This is a genomic window from Acidovorax sp. ACV02 (assembly GCF_014851475.1).
GTDB classification, from domain to species: Bacteria; Pseudomonadota; Gammaproteobacteria; order Burkholderiales; family Burkholderiaceae_C; genus Acidovorax; species Acidovorax delafieldii.
In genome coordinates this window covers 808,609-835,362 of the sequence record NZ_JACUZU010000001.1, presented here as the reverse complement: position 1 = coordinate 835,362, position 26,754 = coordinate 808,609, and the positions used below count along the sequence as shown (strand labels likewise).

The window sequence follows — 26,754 nt, the reverse complement described above, 5'->3', positions numbered from 1 at the left end:
CTCAGCGCCCACCACCTCCGCGCCGGGGACCGCCGCCACCGGGGCGTCGTTTGTCCTGGCGGTGGCGCGAGAGGCTGTCCATGCCGATGTAGCCCACAGACGTTTTCATCGGATCGGGCTGTGCCGAGCTCTCACGCTGGCGATCGCCCCCTGCAGCGTTGTTGCCACGGGCAGGGCCCTGGCCACCATCGCGGCGCGGCTTCTGGCCACGGGGGCCACCAGGGACGGCCGGCTGCGACATGTCCCGACGCGAGCCATCACCGCGTGGTCCACCACGGCCACGGTTGCGCGGCTTGCCATTGCGCCCGCCAGCACCAGCCCCTTCAGGACGTCCCTCCACAGGCTCGGGGCGCCCAGCACCTGCGGCCTGAACCAGTGCACGGATATCACTCTCGTCCAGTTCCAGCCAGGCTCCGCGCTTGAGGCCGCGCGGCAGCACCATGGCACCGTAGCGGATGCGGATCAGGCGGCTGACCGCATGACCCACCGATTCGAGCATGCGGCGTACTTCCCGGTTGCGGCCTTCGGAGATGGTGACCCGGTACCAGCAGTTGGAACCCTCTCCACCACCGTCCTCGATGGAGCCAAACGATGCCATGCCGTCATCCAGGCGCACGCCGTCCAGCAGTTTTTGTTTTTCCTCGTTGCTCAGAGCACCCAGCACACGAACGGCGTACTCGCGCTCCAACCCAAAGCGTGGATGCATCAGTTTGTTCGCCAGCTCGCCCGAGCTGGTGAACAGCAAGAGACCCTCCGTGTTCAGGTCCAGGCGTCCTACCGACTGCCACTTGCCCTGCATGAGTCGGGGCAGCTTGCGAAAGACGGTGGGTCGATTCTGGGGATCGTCATGGGTCACGACCTCGCCCACAGGTTTGTGATACGCGATTACGCGCGCCGGAGGGGGGTCGATGCGATAGCGGATCGGCTTGCCGTTAACCTTGACCTGATCCCCAAACTGAATGCGCTGTCCGATGTGAGCAGGTTCGTTGTTGACCGAGATCCGCCCCTCCAGGATCAATTGCTCCATCTCCAACCGCGATCCCAGCCCTGCCTGGGCCAGCACCTTGTGCAATTTAGGTGTCTCGACCTGCGGCAGCAGCACCCGCTTCTGCGGCACCACGTCTGCGGAGGCATCTTCTTCGTCGAAACGACCGGACACTACATCCTCAAACTGATAGCCCTCCACGACAGGGGCAGCTCTGCGCTTGTCACGCCCTGCCCCATCAGGACGCTGAGGTCGTTCACGAGATTCACCACGGTGGGGGTGCCCTGTCTGCCGAGTATTGCCCTCGCCTTCGGCCGCCGATACGGCCGCCTCAGGAGATATCGAGTCCATGGCGACCGCCTGCACCTGGGCCACAGGCACCTCTGGCGCTGCAGCTTCCAACACAGGCGCCGACGTACCGACCTGCATCGCCACCACGGCTTCAGGCACCGCTTCCTCGGCAAGGACAGCTTCCGCCTTTTTGCGAGGAGCCCGCTTGGCAGCCGGCTTTTTGGCAGCAGGCACCGTATCAGCGGCATTCAACCCAGGCACTTCGGCCGGATTTTCGGAGGTCGAGTCGTTCATCAAGTATTTCCCTGGATACCACCCGGGGTATCAACATGGTCGTCGCGGAGATCAGTCTCCACATTCTGAAAAAAATCATCCACGGGCCGCTTACTACCCGTATCAGTCACAGCCTCCACAGACTCCACTGGCTCTTGCCCACCGACTTCGTGCGGCAAAACCGCCAGCAGATCAGGCTCACCCCCAATGACTCCCTGGGCGGCGGCTGCCATGGCTTCCAGCACATTCGCATTGCCTGTCGGGTCATCGAGCACCGGCAGTTGGTCCAGAGACTGCAGGCCCATATCGTCAAGAAACTGGCGGGTCGTGGCGAACAACGCCGGGCGCCCCACCGTTTCTCGGTGGCCAATGACCTCCACCCAACCCCGGTCTTCCAACTGTTTGATGATCAGGCTGTTGACCGTCACACCCCGAATGTCCTCGATATCCCCACGCGTGACCGGTTGCCGGTAGGCAATGATGGCCAAGGTTTCCATGGTGGCCCGGGTGTAGCGGGGCGGTTTTTCGGGATGCAGACGGTCCAGGTATTCACGCATTTCAGGACGGCTCTGGAAGCGCCATCCCGTCGCCACCTGTACCAGCTCCACCCCACGCTGCGCCCAATCAAGCTGCAGTTCCTGCAACAGCACCTTGAGGGTGTCGGACCCCAGCGCGTCATTGAACAACACCCGCAACTCGCGCACGGGCACGGGCTGCTGCGCGCAGATCAACGCAGTTTCGAGGACCCTTTTGGCATCCACCGTGTTCATGGTTCAGCGATTCCTGGAAAAGTGCCACGCGTTGCAACGGGTGTCACATCAACAGCAGGGGCAATCATTGGTGCACCGCGCAATGGCGCTGGTGCGTTGGTAGAGCCCGGCGGGATTCCGGCTGCGGGCTAGGGCCGTCACGGCCGTTCAGGGCGCATTGTAGCCCAGGCCCCATTCCGACAGCGCCCGGCGAATATCGTCGGGTACAGGGGCACGGAACTCCAGAGGATCCCCCGTCACCGGATGCGCAAAAGCCAACCGGTAGGCGTGCAGGGCCTGGCGTTGCAAGGCCCCGACCGGCGCGCCACCGTACAAGGCATCGCCCACCAAAGGATGGCGCAGAGACGCCATGTGCACGCGAATCTGGTGCGTGCGCCCGGTGTGCAAGGTGCACTGCACCCAGCAACCACGCTCGCTTCCCTCCAGACACAGGAAATCCGTGCGGGCGGTTTTGCCAGGGTGTACCGCCAAGTCCACCACCGCCATGCGCAGGCGATTGCGAGGGTCCCGCCCGATGGGGGCATCCACCGAGCGGGTCGCCCCCCCCGTCCAGGCACCATGCGCCATGGCCACGTACTGGCGCTTGACCTTGCGCTCGGCAATCAGCGCCACCAGGGCGTCCATGGTCGCACGGTCCCGGGCGACCACCATGAGACCGCTGGTGTCCTTGTCCAGGCGGTGAACGATACCAGCCCGTGGCACCCGCAGTGCCTTGTCGTCGCGGGCCAGCAGGCCGTTGAGCAGGGTGCCGCTCCAGTTGCCTGGCGCAGGGTGCACAACCAAGCCTGCGGGCTTGTTCACCACCAGCAAGTGCTCGTCTTCGTACACCACATCAATCGCCATGGTCTCAGGCCGGAAGGCCTGGCTTTGGAGGGTGGGCCGCATCTCCAGCACCACCAGGTCACCGGCCTTGACCCGCGCGGCTGCCTTGAGAGCAGGCTTGCCATTGAGGCTGACCAGCCCCTGGGCAAGCAATTGCTGAAGATAGCTGCGGGAGAACTCGGGAACCAGCTCCACCAGCGCACGATCCAGCCGCTCGGCGTGCTGGCCTGGGCCCATCTGTAGCGAGCGCAGCTCGCTGTCCGCGTCGGCCAGGGCTTCCGACTCATCGGCCAGCAGGAGGGAATCGCCCTCCTGCGCTGTCGTCGCCTCAGACGCTTCGGGACCACCGCCCGGCGAGTGATCCGCCATCGGACTCAACGGGATGGCAGATAGCGTGTGGGATCGACAGGCTTGCCCTGCCGGCGGATTTCAAAGTGCAACTTGACGCGGTCTGCGTCGGTGTTGCCCATCTCGGCGATCTTCTGGCCCTTGCGTACCGCCTGGTCTTCCTTGACCAACAGGGTCTGGTTGTGTGCGTAAGCGGTGAGGAACGTGTTGTTGTGCTTCAGGATGACCAGGTTGCCATAGCCGCGCAGACCGGCTCCGGCATAGACCACGCGGCCATCCGCTGCCGCCAGTACCGGGTCACCCGCCTTGCCGGCAATATCGAAGCCCTTGTTGCGTGCCTCGTCAAACCCGGCAATCAGCGAACCCGATGCAGGCCAGATGAACGCCAACTCATCCTCGCCCGCTGGCGCTGCCGCAGGTGCCGGCGTGGCTGGCGCCACCGCCACCACCGTGCCCGACGCAGCAGAGGCAGCAGGCTTGGCGCCGCTGGCGGCCGATGCAGGAGCCGCAGCGGGCGTGCTGGCTGGAGCGACGGAGGATGATGTGACCGGGCGTGTCACCACCCCGCTCTCAGAGGCCACCACCGCCGGGGCAGCGGACGGAGGAAGTACGCGCAGCACCTGACCGACTTCGATCAGGTTGGCGTTTTCCAGATTGTTCCAGCGGGCGATGTCTTTCCAGCTCTGCCCAGACTCCAGGCCGATGCGAATCAGGGTATCCCCAGGCTTGACCGTGTAGTAACCCGGCTTGCCGGCGTTTTCTGCACCAGGCAGAGGCTTGACGGGGGTACCCACCACCACGCCCGGCTGTGCTGCGGGCGCTGGGGCAGAAGACGACGAAGAGGTGCCCCGATCTTCCACAGGAGCCTTGTTCATGCGGGTGCCACAGCCGGAGAGCACCAGCCCCGCCATTGCCACGGTAAAACCCACCACAAGACCACGCGATACGAACATAAGCAATTCCCTTTACGCAATCCCCGATTTTAGGGGGACAAAATGCACGGGTTCGAGCACGTTTTGTTTCAATCCGTGCGGGGTTTTGTCGATCACCAGCAACATTTGCTGCCCGCCCGTCAGTGCCATGGGTGCCACCAGACGCCCCCCCACGGCCAATTGATCACACCAGGCCAGGGGCACAGCATCGCCCCCGGCTGCGGCAATGATGGCCGCGTACGGAGCACCTTTGGCATAGCCGAGCATGCCGTCGCCAAACAGCAGGTGCACGTTGGCCAGGCGGAACGGCCGCAAGTTGTCGCGCGCCTTGTCGTGCAGGCCACGCAGGCGCTCCAGCGTGTACACCTCGCGGGCCAGCAGGCTCAGCACTGCAGCCTGGTAGCCGCAGCCCGTCCCAATTTCCAGCACACGGCCCAGCCCGCCATGGCGTGCGCTCTCTGCGCCCAGCAGCAGCTCACACATGCGAGCCACCACGCTGGGCTTGGAGATGGTCTGGCCCAAGCCTATCGGCAGGCTGGTGTCTTCGTAGGCCTGGTTGACCAGGGCACTGTCCACAAACCGGTGGCGCTCCACAGCGCCCATGGCCTGCAGCACGGGGGCCAACGTGATGCCGCCCGCCGCCAGTTTTTGCACCATCCGCGCCCGGACGGCCGACGAATCCAGCCCCACTCCGGCAGGTGCCGCGGCCACCGCCGGCTTCCGCTGTGCGGGGGAAGACGGCGCTACCGCTGGCTTACCCATGGCGGCGTTACCGGACACCGGCAGCTTGGCCGGAAACCCCGGGCGGCGCTGCATCACGCCCCGGGGGCGGCAGCCGCCCCCGCCGCCAAACGGGCGGCGGTCTGCGCCCAGTAGCCGAGGTTGTCGTGATCGGTCAGATCCACCTTGAGGGGCGTGATGGACACATGGCCCTGGGCCGTGGCGTGAAAGTCCGTGCCTTCTGCATCGTCCTTGGCAGCACCGGCACCGCCGATCCAGTACATGGCTTCGCCCCGGGGGCTTTCCTGCACGATGACCCGTTCCGCCGCATGGCGGCGCCCCAGGCGGCACAGCTTGGCTGGGCGCAAGGCCTCCAGCGGCATGTTGGGGATGTTCACATTGAGCAGCCAGGGGGTTTCGTTGACCAGTTGCTGCGCACGCATCTGCGCCACCAGTTCACGCGCCTTGGCCGCGGCGGCCTCCAGCTCGGCCCAGCCCTTGTCCACCTGCGAAAAAGCGATGGCCGGAACGCCAAAAAGATATCCCTCCATGGCAGCACCCACCGTGCCGGAATAGATGGTGTCGTCGCCCATGTTGGCGCCATTGTTGATGCCCGATACCACAAGGTCGGGCCGGTAGCCCAGCAAGCCAGTCAGAGCGATGTGCACGCAGTCTGCCGGGGTGCCGTTCACATAGCGAAAACCATTCGCCGCCTTGTGCACATACAGCGGTGAATGCAGTGTCAGCGCGTTGGACTTGGCACTGTTGTTATGTTCTGGCGCAACGACCTCCACCTCAACACCGTCGAGGGTCTTGAGCGCATCATGCAGCGCGACGATGCCGGGGGCCTGGAAGCCGTCGTCATTGGAAATCAGGATCTTCATGGTCTGAGTAGGGGTTGCAACGGATTGTAGGTGGGCAGGCCATTGCTGCGCCCGAGGGCGCCAGAGAAGCCGCCGCCGCCGCCCGTCGCTCGTGGGACATCCGGCACGCCAGCGCCCCACCTATCATGCGGGCCATCATTGACAAGACCGACCGACAGGAGACTTCCCCATGCATGCCTGGCTTTGCACCAACCCCACCGGCGTCGAGGCACTTGCCTGGACGGAGCTGCCCACCCCCACCCCCAAGGCGGGCGAGGTGCTCATCGAGATCAAGGCCGCCAGCCTGAACTTCCCCGACCTGCTGATCGTGCAGAACAAGTACCAGATGAAGCCGCCGCTGCCCTTTGTGCCCGGCTCGGAATACGCGGGCGTGGTGGCTGCCGTAGGCGAAGGCGTCACGCACCTCAAGGTCGGCCAGAACGTGGCCTGCCTGTCGGGCACCGGCGGCTTTGGCACCCACACCATTGCCCCCGCAGCCCTGTGCATGCCGTTGCCAGACGGCTTTTCGCATGTCGATGCAGCCGCTTTCATCATGATCTACGCCACGTCGCACCATGCGCTGGTAGACCGCGCACAGCTCAAGGCGGGCGAGACCGTGCTGGTGCTGGGCGCTGCCGGGGGCGTGGGCACGGCCGCCATTCAGATCGCCAAGGCCATGGGCGCACGTGTGATTGCCGCCGCATCCAGCGACGAAAAGTGCGCGCTGTGCACTTCCATCGGAGCCGACGCGACCATCAACTACAGCAAGGACAACCTGCGCGAGGCCATCAAGACCCTCACGGACGGCAAGGGCCCCGACGTGATCTATGACCCCGTGGGTGGCGACTTTGCCGAGCCCGCGTTCCGCTCCATCGCCTGGCGCGGCCGCTATCTGGTGGTCGGGTTTGCGTCCGGCCCCATCCCGGCCCTGCCGTTCAACCTGGCGCTGCTCAAGGGCGCGTCCATCGTCGGCGTGTTCTGGGGCGACTTTGCCAAGCGCGAACCCAAGGCCAACGCCGCCATGATGGGCGAGCTGGCACAGTGGTATGCCCAGGGCAAGATCAAGCCCGTGATCGACCGCACCATGCCCATGGCCGAGCTGCCCGCCGCCTACGCCCACATGGGCTCGCGCGGGGTGATGGGCAAGCTGGTCATGGTGAACTGACGGCCAGCCGCCCCCTTTGGAACGTGTGGACAGATCTCGCAAGGGGTCCTCCCCATGTTCCTGGCTGGCATACCCGTGTGGCCCGGTGTGCCAGCACGCACGGCGCCTTGCCTGTGTCACACTTGTGCATTCCAGCCTCCTGACACTGGTGCCCGCCCATGGCCGACCGACCACCTTCCGAGATCGCGCGCGAGACGCTCAAACAACTGGCCGCTCGCCGACTGGCCCCCACGCCAGACAACTACCTTGCGATCTACGATGAAATAGCGGGCATCCGCAGCCCGCAGCCTTTCCCCGAGGGACCGCTGAGCAGCATCCAGCGTGTGCTGCCCGGCCAGACACCTGCGCAAAAACGCCTGCTGGGTCAGTTCGAACGCGCCATCATCACCAAGGACTGGACATCGCTGCAAAGCGTGATGGTGGGTTACGCCAACCTGGGGCTGCACCCGGCCACTGCCTCCAAACCCATCGAGGTGGCCGATGCGCCCACCGCACTGGGCGAACTGCCCGCCGAGTTTGCCGAAGCCCTGGCCCGCCTCATCGACAACACCCTGCCCGCCCTGGGTGACGACGATCCCCGCGTCATCGACATGGCGCAGCAGCTCATCACCTTTCTGCGCGAACCCACGCCCCTGGTGACCACCGCGCAACTCATGCTGGGCAACTTCAGCTACCGCCTGTCGTTCGCCACCGAAGAACAAGCCTCCATCCGCGCGAGCCTGCTCGAGCTGCTGCACATGATCTTCGAGAACATCGCCGTGCTCAGCGTGGACGACCGCTGGCTGCAGGGCCAGGCCGAGGCGCTGATGAGTGCCTCGACCCCGCCCCTGACGCTGCGGCGGCTGGACGATGTGCAGCGCCGGCTCAAGGACGTGATCTTCAAGCAGACCGAAGCCAAGGCGCGGTCGCTGGAGGCGCAAGAGCAGATGAAGGAAATGCTGGCCACCTTCATCGAGCGGCTGGCGCGCATCACCGCATCCAGCACCAGCTACCAGGGCACCATGGAGCGTTGCGCGGACCTGATCGGCAAGGCCAGCACGCTGCAGGAGATCGCCCCGGTGCTGCAGGAGGTGATGAGCGCCACCCGCGCCATGGCGCTCGACAGCCGCGTGACCCACGATGAGCTGCAGGACCTGCGCGAGCGCACCGAGGCCAAGCGCGCCGAGGTCGCCAAGCTGCAGGAAGAGCTGGACCGCGCCAGCGCCCAGGCCCGCCACGACCCGCTGACCGGCAGCCTCAACCGCAAGGGCCTGGACGAGGCCGTGGAACGCGAGATCGCCCGCGCCCGCCGCCTGGGCTCGTCCCTGTGCCTGGCGCTTCTGGACGTGGACAACTTCAAGACCATCAACGACCGGCTGGGCCACGCGGGGGGCGACGCTGCCCTGGTGCACCTGGCGCAGGTCACGCGCGAGGTCATGCGGCCGCAGGACTTGCTGGCACGGTACGGCGGCGAAGAGTTCGTCATCGTGCTGCCCGACACCACCGTCGAAGCCGGCGTGGCGGCCATGACCCGCTTGCAGCGCGAACTGACCACGCGCTTCTTCTTGCAAGGCACCGAGAAGGTGCTCATCACCTTCAGCGCGGGCGTGGCCCAGTTGGTCGAAAGCGAGAGCGCCACCGACGCCATCGTGCGGGCCGACCAGGCGATGTATCTGGCCAAGCGCTCGGGTAAGAACCGGGTGATGGCGGCGTGAGCAGGAACACCCCCCTGAGGCGCTGCGCGCCTTCCCCCCGCTCTCGCAGCGCTACGCGATGCGGGCAGGGGGACGCCGCCAGCGCGGCGGGGCGGCCCTTGCGCGGCGGCCACTGGTCTGGGCTGCGTCAGTTGCTAAGCACGGCTGCCCGACGCAAAGGGCAGCTGAATTGACATCCGAGCAAAGACGGCAGTTCCTGCGCAACGCAGCCCTGGCTGCCTCCGTCGCCACCCTCCCCCGCTGGGCCTGGAGCAATCCGCCCGCGCTGCAAAACAACCCCTTTGCCCTCGGCGTCGCCAGTGGTGACCCAGCGCCTGATGGCGTGGTGCTCTGGACGCGGCTCTTGCTCGTCGATCCAGCGCAGATCCTGAGCACCCACACCGTGCGGTGGGAGGTGGCGCACGACGCTGGGTTTGCCCAGATCGTGCAAAAGGGCGAGGCCACTGCGCTGCCCGCGCTGGGCCACAGCGTGCATGTGGAGCTGCAAGGCCTGCAACCCGCGCGCTGGTACCACTACCGCTTCATGCTGGGCGACGCGGTGAGCGCCACGGGCCGCACGCGCACCGCGCCTGCGGCGGGCGACATGCCGGGGGCGCTGCGGGTGGCATTTGCCTCGTGCCAGCGCTGGGAGCATGGGCACTACGCGGCGTGGCGCCATCTGGCCGCTGACCAGCCGGACCTGGTGCTGTTCCTGGGTGACTACATCTACGAATACGCCACACCCAAAACCACCACTGATCTGGCGCGCACCCACAGCCTGCGCCACGCCACCACGCTGGCCGACTACCGCGACCGGTACGCCCTGCACAAGAGCGACCCGGCCCTGCAGCTGGCCCACGCCACCTGCCCGTGGGCCGTGACCTGGGACGACCACGAGGTGCAAAACGACTATGCCGCCGAGGCAAGCCGTGGCGAGAGCCCGGGCAGCGCCGCCTTTCTGGCCCAGCGCAGCGCGGCCTGGCAGGCGTTTTACGAAAACATGCCGCTGCGCACGACCAGCCTCCGGGGCCCCGCGTCCGCCACCGGCTGGGACACGCTGCAGATCTACCGCCGCCTGCGCTGGGGCCGGCTGGCGCACGTGCACCTGCTCGACAGCCGCCAGTACCGCAGCTGGCAAGCCTGCCGCACGCCCGAGGCCAGCAGCGCACCCGCCGTGCGCCCCGCCGACTGCGCCGAGCTGGCCCAGCCACAGCGCAGCCTGCTGGGCAGCGCGCAAGAGCGCTGGCTGGACGCGGGCATGGCCGCCGACACAGCCAGCGCACAGGCCACACGCTGGAGCGTGATCGCACAGCAGACGCTGTTCTCGCCGCGCCACTACCCCTCTGGCACTGTGCCCACCGACGCCTGGGACGGCTACCCCGCTGCACGCCAGCGCCTGCTGCAATCGGTGGCCCGGCACACGCCGCGCAACACGGTGCTGCTGGGCGGAGACATCCACCAGAACTACGTCAGCCGCGTGCATGCCGATGCCGCTCGCGCCGACTCGGCCGTGGTGGCCAGCGAGTTCTGTGGCACGTCCATCAGTTCGCGGTCGGGCACCACGCAGGCCAAGGTGGACGCCATCGTCCGCCACAACCCGCATGTGCTGCTGGCACGCTGCGACCAGCGCGGCTACGGCCTGGCCGACATCACCCCCACGCGCTGGTCCACCACGCTGCGTGTGGTGGACGACCCGCTGCGCGCTGACAGCGGCGCCTCCACGCTCGCCCGGTTTGTGGTGGAAGACGGCCGCGCGGGACCCCAGGCAGGCTGAGGCAACCTGGGAAGGCGTGACCCGACCCGCCGGGCAGGCGAGCCCCCGGTCGTTGCGCCCCGCCAGGGCCCCGGGATGGCCTGTGAACAGCCGCTGACGGTCGGTAACAACTATCTTTTTGATAGCTGCTCAGGCATATTGCACTAGCGCTACCGCCGCAAAACACCTTCAATCGGTGCACAAACCCCAGGGGCAGCCTCCTGCACGCCCTCGCAGGCTGCAGCAAGGCCCCTTACCATGGCCGCTTCGCTGCTTGCACCCACAGGAGACCCGCATGTCACCCACTGCCCTGCCTGCCACGTCGCACCTGCGCCGCCCGTTCAGTCGCAACCTGCTGGCCCCTGCGGCCATCGCCACCCTGATGGCCCTGACAGGTTGCGCCGGTGCGCCATCCCAGTTCGCCTACACCGTGCCCGCCCAGCCCGAGGGTTCGTCCGGCTACACCGAAAAACCGGGCTGGGCCACGGAGAAGTTTGCCGTGGCTGCTGCCAACCCGCTGGCCACCGATGCGGGTTACCAGATCCTCAAGGCCGGCGGCTCGGCCGTCGATGCGGCCATTGCCGTGCAGATGGTGCTGACGCTGGTGGAGCCACAGTCCAGCGGCATCGGCGGCGGCGCCTTCCTGCTGCACAGCAACGGCAAGGTGGTGGAGGCCTACGATGGCCGCGAAACCGCGCCCGCTGCCGCCGATGAAAAACTCTTCCTGGGTGCCGACGGCAAGCCCGTGCCCTTCTACGACGGTGTGGTGGGCGGCCGCTCGGTGGGTGTGCCCGGCACCGTTCGCATGCTGGAGATGGCGCACAAGCAGCACGGCAAGCTGCCCTGGGCCACGCTGTTCCAGCCCGCCATCACGCTGGCCGAGGGCGGCTTCAAGGTCAGCGCGCGGCTCCACACCCTGGTCAAGGCCGACGCCCACCTCAAGAAGGACCCCGTGGCCGCCGCCTACTTCTACAAGGCCGATGGCGACGCGCGCGATGTGGGCGTGAACCTGCGCAACCCCGAGCTGGCCGCCGTGCTGCGCAAGATTGCCGCTGAAGGCGGCAAGGCCCTGCACGAAGGCGAGGTCGCCCAGGCCATCGTGGACAAGGTGCAAAAGCACCCCACCAACCCCGGCAAGCTCAGCCTGGCCGACCTGGCGGGCTACCAGCCCAAGAAGCGCGAGGCGCTGTGCCACGACTACCAGGTGGCCAGCAAGGACTACCGCGTGTGCGGCTTTCCACCACCCAGCTCCGGGGCCATCGCCATCGGGCAGATCCTGGGCATCCTGAAAAACACCGACGCCGCCGCCAAGCCGCTGCAGGACGGCATCCCCTCGGCCGACTGGCTGCACCTGTACACCGAAGCCGCCCGCCTGGCCTTTGCCGACCGCGCGCTGTATGTGGCCGACCCCGACTTTGTGCAGCCGCCCGCCGGCAGCTGGACCAGCCTGCTCGCGCCCGCCTACCTGGCCGAGCGCGCCAAGCTCATCGGCACGCAGAGCATGAAGATCGCAGCGCCCGGAAACCCGGCCGTCATCCGCATCAACCACGGAGCCATGCCCGACCAGCCTGAATACGGCACCAGCCACATCAGCATCGTCGATGCGTTTGGCAACGCGGTCGCCATGACGACCACCATCGAAGACCAGTTCGGTGCGCGGCAGATGGTGAAAGGCTTCCTGCTCAACAACGAACTCACCGACTTCAGCTTTGCCCCCACCGACGCCCAAGGCCAGCCCATTGCCAACCGCGTGCAGCCCGGCAAGCGCCCGCGCTCGTCCATGGCGCCCACGCTGGTGTTCGACAAAGCCACCGGCGAGCTCTTGATGAGCGGCGGCAGCCCCGGCGGCGCGGCCATCATCCACTACACCGCCAAGACGCTCTACGGCGTGCTCAACTGGGGCCTGATGCCCCAGCAGGCCATCAACCTGCCCAACTTCGGCTCGATGAACGGCCCCACGCTGCTGGAAGAAAAGCGCTTCCCGCCCGCCACGGTCGAAGCCCTGCGCGCCCGGGGCGCAGAAGTGCGCGAGATGAACATGACCAGCGGCCTGCAAGCCATCACACGCGGCCAGGCACATGGCAAGAAGCTGTGGATGGGCGGGGCCGATCCACGCCGCGAGGGCGTGGTGATGGGCGACTGAAAGCCAGCCTTGCGCGGCCCACCACGGGGCTGCGCGCCGAGTGCGCGGCCGCCTGGGCGGGCATGGCGCGCGCCAAGGACGGACCCCGCTACAGTCTTGCCCCATGGATCTCCGAAGCCTGCGCTACTTCATCGCCGTGGTCGAGGCCGGCAGCCTCTCGCGCGCGGCGGGCAGCCTCTACATTGCGCAGCCCGCCCTCACTGCCCAGATCAAGAAGCTGGAGTCCGAGCTGGGCGCGCAGCTGCTGGAACGCTCGCACGCGGGCGTCACGCCCACACAGGCTGGCGTGCAGCTCTACCAGGACGCCCGGCGGCTTTTGAGCGACGCCTCGGCCATGCGGGAGCGCATCCAGCGCCTGCCGCAAGGGCCAGAGGGATCGGTCACGATTGCCGTGCCGTTTCTGCTGTCATCGCTGCTCATGGGCCCGTTGCTGGCGCACCTGAAGGACACGCACCCGCGCATTCGGGTGTTCGTGCTCGACGACCTCAGCCTCATGGTCAGGAAAGCCATGCTGGACCGGCGCGCGGACATCGGCGTACTGGTCGACGCTGCGCAGGTGGAGGGCCTGCACTGCCGTCCCCTGGTGCGCGAGGCCATGTACTTTTGCGGGCACGATCCCGGCGGCACGGTGCGTGCGCTGCTGCGACCAGCACCTGACGCAGCGGCCACGGCCCAAGCGCCTGCTGCGCGCCGGGCCGGCGCGCGCGCCACGGCAGCGCGCGCCAGCCCCACAATGCGCCCCACCATCGACTTTGCCGATGCGGCCGCACAGCCCCTGGTGCTGCAGTCGCGCCGCTACACCATCCGCCAGCGGGTTGAAGAAGCCGCCGCCGCGCGCGGTGTGGCCCTGAACATCGCCCACGAACACGACTCCGCGCGGGTGATCCGCTCGCTGTATGCGTGCGGGGGCGGCTTCACCTTCACCCCTGCCTGCGCGCTGGGGGATGCCCCTGCCTCTGGCACCGACTGGATGGTGGCCCGCGTGGTCAACCCGGAGATGACGCGCAGCTACACCCTGGCCACCGCTGCGAACCGCGAGGTGGACGGGGTGATGCAGGTGGTGATGGACGCGCTGGAGGCCGTGGTGCGGGAGCTGGTGGCATCGGGCAGGTGGGAGGCCGCAGTGTGACCCGAGTGACCCGAGTGACCGCAGTGACCTTGCTCGAATCCGCGCAGTACCAGGACGACGCCACAGCCACGTTTGCCGCGGTGGCCGCGGTGGCCGCCCAGGTGGCTGCAATCGTGCCGCAGGCGCGCATCGAACACATCGGCGCCTCGTCCATTCCCGGTGCAGTCTCCAAGGGTGACCTCGATATCTGCGTGCTGGTGCCGCCGCAAGACCATGCACCGGGCGTGGCAGCGCTCGAAGCCGCAGGCTGCAGCGCCAAGGCCGACACCCTGCGCGCGCCCGATCTGTGCATGCTGCTGTGGCCCGGCGCCACGATGCACGTTGCACTGCAGGTGGTGGCCAGCGGCTCGCCGTTCGAATGCTTTCTGCACTTTCGCGATGCCTTGCGCGCCGACCCCGCCCTGGTGGCAGAGTACAACCGGCTCAAGCAGCGATTCGCACCTGAGGGGGTGGACCGCTACCGCGAGGAGAAGGCCCGCTTCATCGCGCAGGTGCTGCAGGCGGCGGGCAAGCCCCTGGCTGCCGACTGATCACATTCCCATAAAGGCTCTAACGATTCCTCTTCAGGAGACACCGCCATGGCATCCACAACCACTGCATCGCCCCAACCCGCCTCCACCCTCATCGATCAGCGCATCGCAGACCTGGCCGACTGGCGCGGCCCGGTGCTGGCACGCATGCGTGCGCTCATTCATGAGGCCGCCCCCGGCGTGGTGGAGGAGTGGAAGTGGATGGGAACGCCCGTATGGTCGCTGGGCGGCATCCTCTGCACCGGCGAGAGCTACAAGGCCGCAGTGAAGCTCACCTTTTTGAAGGGTGCCTCGCTGCCGGACCCGGCGCGGCTGTTCAACGCCAGCCTGGACGGCAATGCGCGGCGCGCCATCGACATCCACGAGGGCGACATGGTGGATGCAGAGGCGTTCAAGTCGCTCATCCGCGCGGCAGTGGCACTCAACGCCGCCAAGCCCGCCAGATCCGCCGCCAAAAAGCCCGCCACCCGGGCGAAGGCGGCATAACACTGTCGCAGCCGCGCACGCAGCGTGTGCGGAAGGCACGCTACGGCACGGGCATCAATTTCAGTGATGCCTGCCCATCAGCAATCGGTATTTCCCTGATACCCCGTCTTCTGGAACAGTGACCCCATGCCCCGCGCTCGACAGGGCCAGTGTTTCAGGAGACAGCCATTACCACCTCGCCCCCCATTTCCCCGCGCGTGGTCGCCAACGTCGGCGCCCTCGTGGCGCGCAGCGCCCGTGCCCATGCCCGCCGCATGGCGGTCAAGAGCCCCGCACGCAGCATCACTTATGCCGATCTGGAGCAGCGCACCAACCGCCTGGCCAACGCCTTGCTCGGCCTGGGCCTGCAGCGCGGTGACCGCGTGGGCATCTACCTGCCCAACTGTGTCGAGGTCGTCGAGATCGAGATCGCCTGCTACAAGGCCGGGCTGATCAAGGCGCCGTTCAACGCCCGGCTCTCGCCCACCGAGGTCGGCGCCATTGCCGCCAACAGCGGTGCGGCGCTGATCGTGACCACCGCCGAGCGCGCCGAGACCATCCGCCCGCATGTGGAGCAATGCATGCCCGGCGCCATGCCCCGGCTGCTGCTGACCGACGATGCGGGCCCTGCAGGGTATGAAGCGGCACTGGCCCAGGCCAGCGACACGTTCACCCCGGTGGTCGTGTGCGAGGACGAAGTCGCCGTGCTGCACTACACCTCGGGCTCGTCCGGCGTGCTCAAGGCGGCCATGCAGACCTTCGGCAACCGCCTTGCGCAGCTGCGCAAGTTCCTCACGCGTTCGGACGGGCAGCAGCCCGGCCACATCCTGGGGCTGGTGGGCCCGATCACCCACGCATCGGGCATGCAGATGGTGCCGGCGCTGTGCCAGGGGGTCACCATCCGCCTGTTCAACGGCTTCGAGCCCCCGCGCTTCATCGCCGACATGCGGGCCGACCGCGTGACCCACACCTTCATGGTGCCCACCATGATCAACATGCTGCTGACCGAGCTGGAGGGCCAGTACCGCCCCCTGCCCGACCTGCTGCGCCTGGGCTACGGCGCCGCCCCGATGGCCCCCGCGCGCATCCTGCAGGCCATGGACGTGTTCGGGCCCATCCTGCAGCAAGGCTACGGCGCGGGCGAGACGACCTCGGGCGTGTGTGGCCTGTCGGTGGAGGACCATCTGTTTGCCCGCGCTGCGCGGCCTGAGCGCCTGGCATCGTGCGGACGCCCGTTTCTGGAATGCGATGTGCAGATCCTGGGCGACGACGGCCTGCCCGTGGCCACCGGCGAGATCGGCGAGATCGTGGTGCGTGGCGACGACATCTTTGCGGGCTACTGGCGCGCCCCCGAGCTGACGGCCGAGGTGCTCAAGGACGGTGCGTACCACACGGGCGACCTGGCCCGCATGGATGACGAGGGCTACGTCTACATCGTGGACCGCAAGAAAGACATGGTGATCAGCGGCGGCTTCAACGTGTACCCATCGGAGGTCGAGGCCGTGCTGTACCAGCACGATGCCATTGCGGACGCCTGCGTGTTCGCCGTGCCCGATGACAAGTGGGGCGAGGCCGTGGCCGCGCATGTGGTGCTCAAGCCCGGCCGCGCGGCCGGCGCCGACACCACCGCTGCGATCGACGCGTTCTGCGCCCAGCACCTGGGCGGGTTCAAGCGGCCCCGGCGCATTGAGTTCGTCACCACCCTGCCCAAGAACCCCAACGGCAAGGTGATGCGCCGTGCCGTACAGGCCCCGTACTGGGAAGGGCGTGGGCGGATGGTGAACTAGGTACATCCCCCTGAGGCGCTGCGCGCCTTCCCCCTTCTCTCGCATCGCTGCGCGCTGCGGGAAGGGGGACGACGCCCTCGCTGCGGGGCGGCCCTTGCTCGGCGTCTCTCGCCTGGGCCTGCGCCAGTTTCCAGAGCCCGCTGTCACAGCCAACGACAAGGAATCCTGACATGAACAACGACATCACATCCCCCCTCCCCGCGCCGCTGTTTCCCGGCATGCCTTTTGAGGGCTCGCCACAGGCGGCCGAACTGATTGCGCGCATCAACGAGTTTCTGTACGGCGAGCTGGCCGCGCTGGCGCGCGAGCATGGCATCGACCACGAGCACGCGCCCGACAAGGCCTTGCTGCAGCAGGTGTGGAAGCGCTCGCACGCGCTGGGCTTTTACGGCATGACGCTGCCGCAGAAGATGGGCGGCCTGGGCCTGTCCACGCTGGACCATGTGCTGGTCAAAGAGGCCATCTACGCCAGCGGCTCGCCGTTCGCCCCCCATGTATTTGGCGAGCTGAGTGGCCCGCCACGCGTGGGCGCGCTGGCGCGCATGGCCACGCCGCACCAGATGCAGCAGTTCATCCTGCCGGTGGCCCGGGCCGAAATGGCCATCTGCTTCGCACTGACCGAGGCCGAGGCCGGATCGGACGCTGGCAACGTGCAGACACGCGCCGTGCGCGATGGCGACGACTACGTCATCACGGGCGCCAAGCGCTTCATCTCGGGCTCGCCGTTTGCCGACTACGCGGTGCTGATGGCATCCACCGCCACACACGACGACCCCGACCCGAAAAAGCGCGAGGTCACGGCCTTCTTTGTGGACCTGCATGCGCCCGGCGTGCGCGTGGAGTCGGGCTACAAGACCATGGCGGGGCAGACGAGCACGGGCAACATCGTGCTGGAGGGCACGCGCGTACCCGCCGCCAACCTGATCGGTGAGGCCGGGCGCGGCCTGGCGCTGGCGCTGGGCCGCATCAGCGTGAACCGGCTGCTGCACTGCCCCGCCATGCTGGGCCTGGCGCAGGTGGCCCTGCGCGATGCGCGCGACTACGCACAGCAGCGCCACCAGTTCGGCCGCGCCATCGGGCAGTTCCAGGCCATCCAGCACATGCTGGCCGACATGGCGACCGACTGGGCTGCCGCGCGCGGGCTGATGCTGGCCACGGCCCGCGCAATTGATGCGGGCGCCGAGCCGCGCGCCGAGTCGTCCATGGCCAAGCTGTTCTGCTCGGAGGCAGCCTTTCGCATCGCCGACCGCGCGGTGCAGATCCACGGCGGCGAGGGCATCGTGCAAGGCCGGCGCGTGGAGTTCCTGTTCCGCATGTTGCGCATGTACCGCGTGCTCACCGGCACCAGCGAAATCCAGCGCAACACCATCGCGAAAGAACTCATGGCATCCCCCTGAGCGGCTGCGCCGCCCACAGCGCGCCACAACAACCCTCACAGAAAATGACACGGAGACAAGACATGACGAATCAACCCATCCCCCACCTGCGCCGCCGCGTACTGCTCGCTGCAAGCCTGCTGCCACTGCTGGCCAGTACATCCGCCATGGCCGCCGAGCCGTGGCCCGCGCGCCCCATCAAGTGGGTGGTGCCCTACCTCGCCGGCACGGGCCCGGACACCACGGCCCGCATCGTGGCCGAAGCGGTGTCGAAGGAGCTGGGCCAGCCCGTGGTCATCGAAAACAAGGGCGGCGCAGGCGGCAACCTGGGTGCGCGCCAGGCGGCCAAGGCCGCGCCCGACGGCTACACCTGGGTGTACTCCGCCTCACCCATGGCGGCCAGCATGCGCATGTACAAGCAGCCCGGCTACGACGCACTCAAGGACTTTCGCCATGTGATCGGCCTGACGAGTTCGGACACGGTGGTCATCGTCAACGCGCAAAGCGATATCCGCAGCCTTGCCGACCTGCTCACGCGCATGCGTGCGCAGCCCGGCAAGCTGGACTACGCCTCGGGCGGTGTCGGTACGCCCTCGCACCTGGGGGTGGAGATGGTGCTCAGCGTCAGCCAGGCGCAGGCCACGCATGTGCCGTACAAGGGCGCGTCGGAAATCGTCAATGCGGTACTGGGCCAGCAGGTGGCCTTTGGCGCGCCCATCACCGCCGTGGCGTACTCGAACATCGTGGCTGGCAAGCTGCGCGCACTGGCCGTGACCGGGCCCGCGCGCAATCCCAAGCTGCCCAGTGTGCCCACGCTGGCCGAGGCGGGCCTGCCCGGGGTGGAGCTGACCTCCTGGGGCGGAGTCTCCGTGCCCACCGGCACGCCCGATGCCATCGTGTCCCGCGTGCGCGCCGCGTTCGAAGCCGCCTTGCGCCAGCCCGCCGTGGTGACCGCGCTCGAAGAACAAGGCGGCATGGTCAACCCGCAAGACGGCGAGACCTTCACACGCGCCTTCGGCAAGGAAATCGGCTTCACCGAGGCGATGATGAAACGCATCAGGCTGGAGCCGATGTGATGGCGCGAAGGGGTGATCGCACCCACGTGCGCGGGCCCTACCTGTCCATACCAGGCAACGCATTACTTCAATTTTGATAGCTGCCAGCGCATATAAATTGTGCGCTTGAGGCCTTTTTCATCTCAAAGAGGTTCCAAACCCCCATGCGAAACCTCCCAACGCTCGCGGCACTCGCCTTGCCGCTTCTGCTGGGCCTGGCACCTGCAACCCTGGCCCAGGTGGCCGATGTTCGGCAGGACGCAACCGCCGCCACGCGTGCGCGCCAGGCCGTATCCCTGGGCACACTGGACGTGAACGCGCCCGCCAGCTTCGAGGACGCGCGCCGGGGCCTCATCGCCAGCCCCAGCGGCCAGGTGCGCAACGCGCAGGGCCAGGTGGTGTGGGACTTTGATGCGCTGCAGTTTGCACAGGGCGAGGCCCCCGCCACCGTGCACCCCAGCCTGTGGCGCCATGCGCGCCTGAACCAGACGCCCGGCCTGTACCAGGTGCGTGAGGGCATCTGGCAGCTGCGCGGGTTCGACCTGGCCAACCTCACGCTCATCCAGGGCCGCACGGGCTGGATCGTGGTGGACCCGCTCACCACGCAGGAGACGGCGGCGGCCGCCCTCGCCTTCGCGCGCCAGCACCTGGGCACGCAGCCGGTGTCGGACCTGGTGTTCACGCACAGCCATGTGGACCACTTCGGCGGCGCATTGGGCGTGCTGACCGCGCAGGACGCCAAGGCACGCAGCGTGCCCATCGTGGCGCCGGTGGGCTTCATGGAGGAGGCGACCAGCGAGAACCTGCTGCTCGGCCCCGCCATGTCGCGCCGCGCGGGCTTCATGTATGGCAGCCAGTTGCCACGCGATGCGCGCGGCGTGGTGGACAACGGCCTGGGCATGGCCGTGGCGGTCGGGCGCATCGGCATCCTGCCGCCCACCGTGCTCATCGACCAGCCCACGCAGGCGCTCGACATTGATGGCGTGCGCTTCGTGTTCCACAACGTGCCAGGCTCCGAAGCCCCGGCCGAGATGGTGTTCGAGCTGCCCGACCTGCGCGCGTTCGGTGCGGCAGAACTGGTCTCGCAGACACTGCACAACCTCTACACCCTGCGCGGCGCCAAGGTGCGCGACGCGCTGGCGTGGTCGCGCTACATCGACGGCGCCATTGCGCACGCACGCCGTGCAGATGTGGTCTTCCTGCAGCACGGCTGGCCCGTGTGGGGCCGCGAGCGCATCGACACCTTCTTGACCACGCAGCGCGACACCTACCGCTACCTGCACGACCAGACGGTGCGCCTGCTCAACGCCGGGCTGACACCCGGCGAGATCGCCGAGGCCGCGCAACTGCCCTCCACGCTGGCGGCGCAGTGGGCATCGCGCGGGTACTACGGCACCGTCAAACACAACGTGCGCGCGGTGGCGCAGTTCTACCTGGGCTGGTTCGACGCGCACCCCGCCACGCTCGACCCGCTGCCGCCTGTGGAGGCCGCGCGCCGCTACGTGGCCCTGGCAGGCGGCGCGGGCGCTGCAGTGGCCGCCGCGCGCCAGGCCTTTGACGCGGGCGACTACCGCTGGGCGGCTGAATTACTGCGTCATGTGCTGCTGGCGGACAGCAACAACGCAGCGGCCAAAGACCTGATGGCGCGCAGCTTTGAGCAGATGGGCTACGCCGCTGAATCGGCGCCCTGGCGCAACTTCTACCTGACAGGCGCGCAGGAACTGCGGCATGGCACTGCACAGCGCAACGCTTCAGGCCCGCGCGCTGCAGTGGCCGACATGCTCATGCAGACCCCCATCCCGCAGTTCCTCGATGCAATGGCCGCCTCGCTCAACGGCCCGCGCGCGGACGGCGTGCGCCTGGCCGTGGCACTGCGCTTTACCGACGCCGAAGAAAACCATGGTCTGTGGATTGAGAACGCGGTGCTGCACCACCGCCCGGGCACACCACCCTGGCCCGCCGACGCCACGCTGCTGCTCACCAAACCCGCCTTCCTGCGCCTGATGAACGGCCAGGCCACACCGCAGGAGCTGGCCGCCTCTGGCGCGCTGCGCATGGAAGGCGATGCGCAGGCTCTGCGGCAGCTGATGGGCATGCTGGACCAGCCGGTGCGTGACTTTCCGATCATGACGCGGTGATTTGAATGAAACAGGCCGCTAGCGCCTATACATAATGCGCTCAATGCTCCCAAATGAGGAGCGCAACACCAGAGCCATCCCTCGATGGCTGGCTCCTCGTCAGCCCGGTGGACCTGCAACACCGTCATCGGCCAGCGGGCTCAGTGCGGTGTCGATGTTGAAGCGGTTCTTGCCTGCCTGCTTGGCCGCATACATCGCAGCATCGGCCTGGGCGAGCAGCGCATCGGCATCGGTGCCATGGCGCGGGTAGAGCGCCGCGCCCACGCTGGCCGAGATGTGGGCAACAGCGCCCTCCAGCACAAAAGGCTGCTCCATCGCAGACAGCACCTTGCCCGCCACGACCTCGCAGTGGTCTGCCCGCTCGATGGTGGCCAGCACGATGCCGAACTCGTCGCCGCCCAGGCGCGCCACGGTGTCTTCGGCGCGCACGCAGTCTTCCAGCCGCCGAGCCACCTGCTGCAGCAGCAGGTCGCCCGCTGCATGGCCCCACTGGTCGTTGACGGACTTGAACCCGTCCAGGTCCACATAGAGCACTGCGGCGTGCCGCCCGTGGCGCCGGGCCGTTTCTAGCACACGCGCCAGGCGGTCGTGGAACATCACGCGGTTGGACAGGCCTGTGAGCGCGTCGTGCAGCACATCGTGCGACAGGCGCATCTCCAGCTCCTTGCGTGCGCTGATGTCCTGCGTCACCACCACCAGAAAGTCCGGGTGACCCTGGGCGTCCTTGACGAGGCCCAGCGCTTCGTACACCCACAACAGGCCGCCGTCCTTGCGCCGGTAGGCCTTTTCCATCTCGGGGGAGAACACGGGCGAGTGCGCCACCAGGCGCCGCGCCAGAAAGCGGCGCAGGGCTTCACGCTCGCCCTCGTCGCTCAGCGCAAACAGGTCGCGCTGGCGCAGCTCCTCCAGCGAATAGCCCAGCATGCGGCAGAACTTGTCGTTGGCACGCAGGATGCGGCCTTCGGGCGTGATGTGGGCGATGCCGGTGGCCGCCTGGTGAAAGGTGGCGCGGAACAAGCCTTCGCTGGACGCCAGTGCATCGGCCACGGCCCGCTGGCGTGCCAGCACCACAATGAGAAGCGCGCCAAAACACAGCAGCGCCACACTGGCCCCCGCGGCCAGGGCGAGGTAGTCAACGCGCCGCTGCATCACCGGTGCCAGCACCTCGTCGGAGGTCGACCCCACCGTCACCATCAACGGGTAGCCCGCCATGCTGCGGTAGCTGAGGATGCGCGGCACACCGTCCACCGCGCCGTTCTCATCGATCAGTTCGCCTTCAGGGTCTTGCGCGCGGAGCTGAAACCAGGGCAGGCCTCGCGCATCGCCGCCAAAGCTGATCTTGCCCCCTGCCTTGCGGCCGCGCACCACGCCGTCCAGCCCTGTCAGCTCCAGCAGCCCCTGTGCGCCCAGGTCGGCCTGGCGGTAAAAGTCGGTGAAGTTCGTCGGGTCCACCGACATCACCACCACACCACCAAAGCGGCCTCCCTCGCTCACGATGCGCAGCGCCATCGGAATGCGCCACTGCCTCGACACACGGCCCAGCACAGGCTCGCTCACAAACAGGTCATCGCGATCGCTGGCACGCAGCGCCTTGAAAAAGGCGCGGTCGCTGTAGTTGACGGCCCCGGTCTCCTGGCTGCTGCTGACGATGTCGCCCTGCTCGTTCACCACGCTGATGATGGTGAACATGGGCTCGCGGATCACCCCCCGCTCCACCCAGTCGCGCAGGTCAATGTCGGTGCCCTGCTGCAGGTACTGCTCGCGCACAAAGGCGGCGACCTGCTCGGCCGCCTTGAGGGTGCGGAACACCTGCTGCTCGAAGGCGATGGCCAGGTTGGCATTGGACTGCATGGCGGAGGCCACGGCCTGCTCGCGCTCGAACGCCACACGCTGCAGCGTGACCAGCCACAAGCCCGCCACGGCAACGATGCAGCCCAGCGCAATCGCCAGGCTCAGCGGCGTGACAAGGCGATAGCGGCGACGCGGGGCCCCGGCCTCAAGACGGTCGTCCGCGTCCGGTGGCCGCGTGGTGTCATCTTTTTGCTCCATGCCCCTCGAAATGTAGCGGGGCATGTGCGGCAAGTCGACAACAGGATGGCCACCGGGCGCGGCCCACGCAAATGGAACCCTACGCGAGCCGCGCCAGCACCTTGGGCAGGCTGGCCACCAGCATCGCCACGCCCGACAGGGTCAACATGCCCAGCACGATCTGCCGGAACCGCGCATCGCTGATACCGTGGTACAGCCGCGCTCCCAGCAGCACGGGCACCAGCATGGCGGGCACGACGATGGCCAGCAGCGGCAGCGCCTCGCGGGTGACCAGACCGGTGGCCAGGTAGGTGATGAAGGTCACCAGCAGCATGGCCAGGTTGAAGTTCTGGATGATGGCGCGCTGCACGTCCTTGTCCAGACCGCGCAAGGTGCACCACAGGGTGGGCAGCACGCCGGTGAAGCCGCCCAGGCCGCCCATCACGCCGCCGGCCATGCCCACCAGCGCGTCGGCCACGCGCCCGCCGCGCGTGATGCGGGGCAGCTGCTTGGCCATCAGCATCGCCGGGCACCACAGCACCAGCAGCGTGCCCAGGATGACCTTGAACGCGTCCATGTCAAGACGGGGCAGCACGGCCACGCCGATGGGGATACCCACCAGGCCACCCAGCACAAAAGGCAGCAGGCGCACCCGGTCAAAACCCCGGCGCACCGTGGCCGCCGCCACCAGCTGGCCGGTGAGCGCGCCGCACACCGCCAGCAGCGCGGCCAGGCGGGGCTCCAGCGTCCAGGCCCAGAACGACATGGCCACCATGCCAAAGCCAAAGCCCGACAGCCCCTGCACAAACCCGGCGGCCACTGCGCCCAGGGCCACGATCAACAGCACGGAATCCATGTCTCCCCCTCAATTGGTATGAACGTGCGCGGAGGCTCGCATCACGCCCCACGGAGCCCCACGCTCCTTAGCTCCTTACGCTCCTCACGTGTACGCGCGTTCGGCCGGTGAGTCCATGAAGCGCAAGCCCTGCGCACCCAGCCGCCATTGTGTGCGCTGGCGGCAGGGGCAACGCTGTGGCGGCGAGTCGCAGCGCCCGTTCAATACAGCGTGGCCTGCTGGCGCGCTGGCAGCTCGCGGTCGTAGGCGACGCCGTCAAACGCGCCCTGCGTGATGGAGGCCAGGATGGCGCCGGGGGTAGGCACGGGGCGCGGGGTGCCGGGCGGCACGGCGTCCCACAGGCGCGAGCGCTGGATGGCGCGCGCGCACTGGAAGTACACCGCCTGCACATCCACCACGATCACACACTTTGGCGGCTGGCCGTTGACCACGAAACGCGCCAGCAGGTCGGGCGCGACGCTGATGCGCGCGTTGCCGTTGACGCGCAGCGTCTCGCCCACGCCGGGGATGAGGAACAGCAGCGCCACGCGCGGGTCGGCCACGATGTTGCGCAAGCTGTCGGCGCGGTTGTTGCCACGGCGCTCGGGCAGCAGCAAGGTTTTGTCGTCCAGCAGTTGCACAAAGCCGGCGGGGTCGCCACGCGGCGAGGCGTCCAGCCCGCCGGGGCCGGTGGTGGCCAGCACGGCAAAGGGCGACGCCGCGATCATGGCGCGGTAGGCGGGGTGCACATACGGCAGCTCTTTGTGGACGGAGGCATCGCTCAGCGTGCCCAGCAGGGCCTCCAGGCGTGGCAGGGTGTCGATGGCGTGCTCGTCGCGGGCGGGGGTCATGGGGCGGCTTCCTTCGGGTGGGTGGGCAAGGGAGCGGCCATGGTGCAGCAGGCCTGCCGCGCTGACAAACGACTTTGCAGCCGGTTATGCGTGCAAAAAATGCACGCATGGATCTTCGCGAAGGACTGCCTGCGATGGCTTCGCCACAGGACCGCGCCAGCAGCAACAGAAGCGGCGCGCATCCAGCCCACCGGCCAGACGCGCGCCGCCCCCTCGTTCAACGCGCCGGGCGCAGCTTGACGCCAGGGAAGTCCACCGGCACGGCCAGCGCCACGTTCACGTAGTTGGTGAACAGGTTGAGCGCCACATGGGCCACGATCTCGACGATCTGCTCGTCGTTCACGCCCTGGTCGCGCAGGGCCTGCACATCGGCCGCATCGACCTGGCCGCGTTCGTTGACCAGTTGCAGCACAAAGCGCAGCACGGCGGCCGTGCGCGGGTCGGCCGATTCGCCCGCCTGCGCGGCGGCCAGGGCCTCGCCACTCACGCCCGCCTTGCGGCCCAGTGCGGTGTGGGCGGCCAGGCAATAGTCGCAGGCATTGCGGTTGGCCACGGCCACGGCGATCTGCTCGCCCAAAGCTGCGCCGATCACGCCGCCTCCCAAGGCGCCAAACGCACCCCACATGCTTTGCAGCGCAGCGGGCGAGTTGGCCACGGCGCGGAACATGTTGGGCGTGGCGCCAAAGGCTCCGTGGACCTGGTCGAGCACGGCGCGCACAGTGCTGGTGGCGGCGGTGCGGTCGACGAGGGGGACGCGGGCGATGGAAGAAGAAGTAGCGGACATGGTGTGTTCCTTGAAGGTCATGAAGGGTTGGTGAGAACTTGTGCCTGTTCTCGGCACCCCTGCAGTGTCCGGCGCCAGCGTGTACCATTTGGCACATAAAATCCACAATTCATACCCAATCATCCAAAACTATGCCACCAAGCGTTCCCGCACCCGCGCAGGCCTCCACCCCGCTCGACCGGTTGTCGCCGCTGCTGGAGCGGTTTCGGGTGCGGGCGCACCTGTTCCACAACGGGCCGCTGTGTGGCGTGACGCACTTTGCGGCGGCGCCGGGCCGGGGCTTTTTGCATGTGCTGCGCCAGGGCGAGATGGTGGTGACGCACCAGCCCCAGGCCGGCCCGCCCGAGCGGCTTCAGGTGTGCGAGCCCAGCCTGCTGTTCTATGCCCGGCCGCTGGAGCACTTCTTTCACAACGCGCCCACCGAGGGCTCGGACTTCACCTGCGCCGCGCTGGACTTTGACGGCGGCGCAAGCCACCCGCTGGCCCGCGCCCTGCCGCCGCTGGTGGTGCTGCCGCTGGGCGCGGTGGACGGGCTGCAGCAGTCGCTGGACCTGCTGTTTGCCGAAACCGACCGCCTGCGCTGCGGCCACCGCGTGCTGGCCGACCGCCTGTTTGAAGTAGTGCTGCTGCAGTTGCTGCGCTGGCTGCTGGACCACCCGCAGCAAGCACAGATGCCCCCCGGCCTGCTGACGGGCCTGGCCGACCCGCAACTGTCGCGCACGCTCACGGCCCTGCACGAGGCACCCGGCGAGCCGTGGAGCCTGGCGCAGATGGCCCAGCAGGCGGGCATGTCGCGCAGCGCGTTTGCCGCCCGCTTCAAGGCCGTGGTGGGGGACACGCCAGCCGACTACCTGGCGCACTGGCGGCTCACGCTGGCGCAGGCGCATTTGCGTGCAGGCCGGTCGCTCAAGTCCATCGCCCATGAACTGGGCTACGCCAACCCCTCGGCGCTGTCGCGCGTGTTTGCGCAAAAGCTGGGGATGTCAGCGCGGGACTGGCGGGAGGCGGTGGACGAAGGGCGTTGACACCCAGCCCGGG

The 26,754-nt window shown here is 67.8% G+C and carries 22 protein-coding genes; 12 read left to right on the top strand and 10 right to left on the bottom strand.

Annotated features, from left to right (window positions below; genetic code table 11):
• Position 1: 1 nt before the first annotated feature.
• The 6 genes from IB236_RS03830 to surE all read right to left on the bottom strand — a co-directional run bounded on the left by IB236_RS03830 (position 2) and on the right by surE (position 6,025).
• A complete protein-coding gene (locus tag IB236_RS03830; protein WP_192418905.1) occupies positions 2-1,570 on the bottom strand; it encodes a pseudouridine synthase in 1,569 nt (522 codons plus the stop codon).
• The gene (gene scpB / locus IB236_RS03825) at positions 1,570-2,319 is read right to left on the bottom strand and encodes an SMC-Scp complex subunit ScpB (RefSeq protein WP_060986454.1); all 750 of its coding nucleotides are present in this window, start codon (positions 2,317-2,319) and stop codon (positions 1,570-1,572) included. The genes IB236_RS03830 and scpB overlap by 1 nt, the downstream gene beginning before the upstream one ends.
• 147 nt (positions 2,320-2,466) lie before the next feature.
• Complete coding sequence (locus tag IB236_RS03820; RefSeq protein WP_192418903.1) at positions 2,467-3,510, bottom strand: RluA family pseudouridine synthase; 1,044 nt, start codon at positions 3,508-3,510, stop codon at positions 2,467-2,469.
• A 5-nt stretch (positions 3,511-3,515) separates the two neighbouring features.
• A complete protein-coding gene (locus IB236_RS03815) occupies positions 3,516-4,442 on the bottom strand; it encodes a peptidoglycan DD-metalloendopeptidase family protein (protein ID WP_192418900.1) in 927 nt (308 codons plus the stop codon).
• A 12-nt stretch (positions 4,443-4,454) separates the two neighbouring features.
• Positions 4,455-5,237 carry a protein-L-isoaspartate(D-aspartate) O-methyltransferase gene (locus IB236_RS03810; RefSeq protein WP_146869765.1) on the bottom strand — a complete coding sequence of 261 codons (783 nt, stop codon included), beginning with the start codon at positions 5,235-5,237 and terminating at the stop codon, positions 4,455-4,457.
• Positions 5,237-6,025 carry a 5'/3'-nucleotidase SurE gene (surE, locus tag IB236_RS03805; protein ID WP_099729832.1) on the bottom strand — a complete coding sequence of 263 codons (789 nt, stop codon included), beginning with the start codon at positions 6,023-6,025 and terminating at the stop codon, positions 5,237-5,239. The genes IB236_RS03810 and surE overlap by 1 nt, the downstream gene beginning before the upstream one ends.
• Positions 6,026-6,194: 169 nt before the next feature.
• Here surE and IB236_RS03800 point away from each other — a divergent pair, with 169 nt between their 5' ends.
• The 11 genes from IB236_RS03800 to IB236_RS03750 all read left to right on the top strand — a co-directional run bounded on the left by IB236_RS03800 (position 6,195) and on the right by IB236_RS03750 (position 21,218).
• Entirely contained in the window at positions 6,195-7,169 is a 975-nt protein-coding gene (locus IB236_RS03800; protein WP_056743289.1) for an NADPH:quinone oxidoreductase family protein, read from the top strand.
• Positions 7,170-7,327: 158 nt separating this feature from the next.
• Positions 7,328-8,863, top strand: coding sequence for a diguanylate cyclase (locus IB236_RS03795; protein WP_056061952.1), 1,536 nt, complete (start codon positions 7,328-7,330; stop codon positions 8,861-8,863).
• Between the two features lie 169 nt (positions 8,864-9,032).
• Positions 9,033-10,616 carry an alkaline phosphatase gene (locus tag IB236_RS03790; protein WP_192418898.1) on the top strand — a complete coding sequence of 528 codons (1,584 nt, stop codon included), beginning with the start codon at positions 9,033-9,035 and terminating at the stop codon, positions 10,614-10,616.
• A 274-nt stretch (positions 10,617-10,890) separates the two neighbouring features.
• On the top strand, positions 10,891-12,738 hold the full coding sequence (locus IB236_RS03785; protein WP_192418896.1) for a gamma-glutamyltransferase family protein: 1,848 nt from the start codon (positions 10,891-10,893) through the stop codon (positions 12,736-12,738).
• A gap of 103 nt (positions 12,739-12,841) precedes the next feature.
• Positions 12,842-13,867, top strand: coding sequence for a LysR substrate-binding domain-containing protein (locus IB236_RS03780; RefSeq protein ID WP_192418894.1), 1,026 nt, complete (start codon positions 12,842-12,844; stop codon positions 13,865-13,867).
• Positions 13,868-13,881: 14 nt separating this feature from the next.
• Entirely contained in the window at positions 13,882-14,397 is a 516-nt protein-coding gene (locus IB236_RS03775) for a GrpB family protein (protein ID WP_192418892.1), read from the top strand.
• A gap of 48 nt (positions 14,398-14,445) precedes the next feature.
• Entirely contained in the window at positions 14,446-14,883 is a 438-nt protein-coding gene (locus IB236_RS03770) for a DUF1801 domain-containing protein (RefSeq protein ID WP_192418890.1), read from the top strand.
• Positions 14,884-15,080: 197 nt separating this feature from the next.
• Positions 15,081-16,649 (top strand): AMP-binding protein, encoded by a 1,569-nt coding sequence (locus IB236_RS03765; RefSeq protein WP_192418888.1) that lies wholly within the window; start codon positions 15,081-15,083, stop codon positions 16,647-16,649.
• A gap of 170 nt (positions 16,650-16,819) precedes the next feature.
• Positions 16,820-18,046 carry an acyl-CoA dehydrogenase family protein gene (locus IB236_RS03760; protein ID WP_056061937.1) on the top strand — a complete coding sequence of 409 codons (1,227 nt, stop codon included), beginning with the start codon at positions 16,820-16,822 and terminating at the stop codon, positions 18,044-18,046.
• Between the two features lie 62 nt (positions 18,047-18,108).
• Positions 18,109-19,101, top strand: coding sequence for a tripartite tricarboxylate transporter substrate binding protein (locus tag IB236_RS03755; RefSeq protein WP_056061934.1), 993 nt, complete (start codon positions 18,109-18,111; stop codon positions 19,099-19,101).
• A gap of 143 nt (positions 19,102-19,244) precedes the next feature.
• Complete coding sequence (locus IB236_RS03750; RefSeq protein WP_192418886.1) at positions 19,245-21,218, top strand: alkyl/aryl-sulfatase; 1,974 nt, start codon at positions 19,245-19,247, stop codon at positions 21,216-21,218.
• A 99-nt stretch (positions 21,219-21,317) separates the two neighbouring features.
• Here IB236_RS03750 and IB236_RS03745 read toward each other — a convergent pair whose 3' ends face one another.
• The 4 genes from IB236_RS03745 to IB236_RS03730 all read right to left on the bottom strand — a co-directional run bounded on the left by IB236_RS03745 (position 21,318) and on the right by IB236_RS03730 (position 25,695).
• Positions 21,318-23,267, bottom strand: a complete 1,950-nt coding sequence (locus IB236_RS03745) for a diguanylate cyclase domain-containing protein (RefSeq protein ID WP_192418884.1) — start codon at positions 23,265-23,267, stop codon at positions 21,318-21,320.
• 79 nt (positions 23,268-23,346) lie between these two features.
• Positions 23,347-24,102 (bottom strand): sulfite exporter TauE/SafE family protein, encoded by a 756-nt coding sequence (locus tag IB236_RS03740; protein ID WP_056743307.1) that lies wholly within the window; start codon positions 24,100-24,102, stop codon positions 23,347-23,349.
• Between the two features lie 200 nt (positions 24,103-24,302).
• Complete coding sequence (locus IB236_RS03735) at positions 24,303-24,932, bottom strand: pyridoxamine 5'-phosphate oxidase family protein (protein ID WP_192418875.1); 630 nt, start codon at positions 24,930-24,932, stop codon at positions 24,303-24,305.
• A 217-nt stretch (positions 24,933-25,149) separates the two neighbouring features.
• A complete protein-coding gene (locus IB236_RS03730; RefSeq protein ID WP_192418981.1) occupies positions 25,150-25,695 on the bottom strand; it encodes a peroxidase-related enzyme in 546 nt (181 codons plus the stop codon).
• A 152-nt stretch (positions 25,696-25,847) separates the two neighbouring features.
• Here IB236_RS03730 and IB236_RS03725 point away from each other — a divergent pair, with 152 nt between their 5' ends.
• Positions 25,848-26,741, top strand: coding sequence for an AraC family transcriptional regulator (locus tag IB236_RS03725; RefSeq protein WP_192418873.1), 894 nt, complete (start codon positions 25,848-25,850; stop codon positions 26,739-26,741).
• The last annotated feature ends 13 nt before the right edge of the window (positions 26,742-26,754 follow it).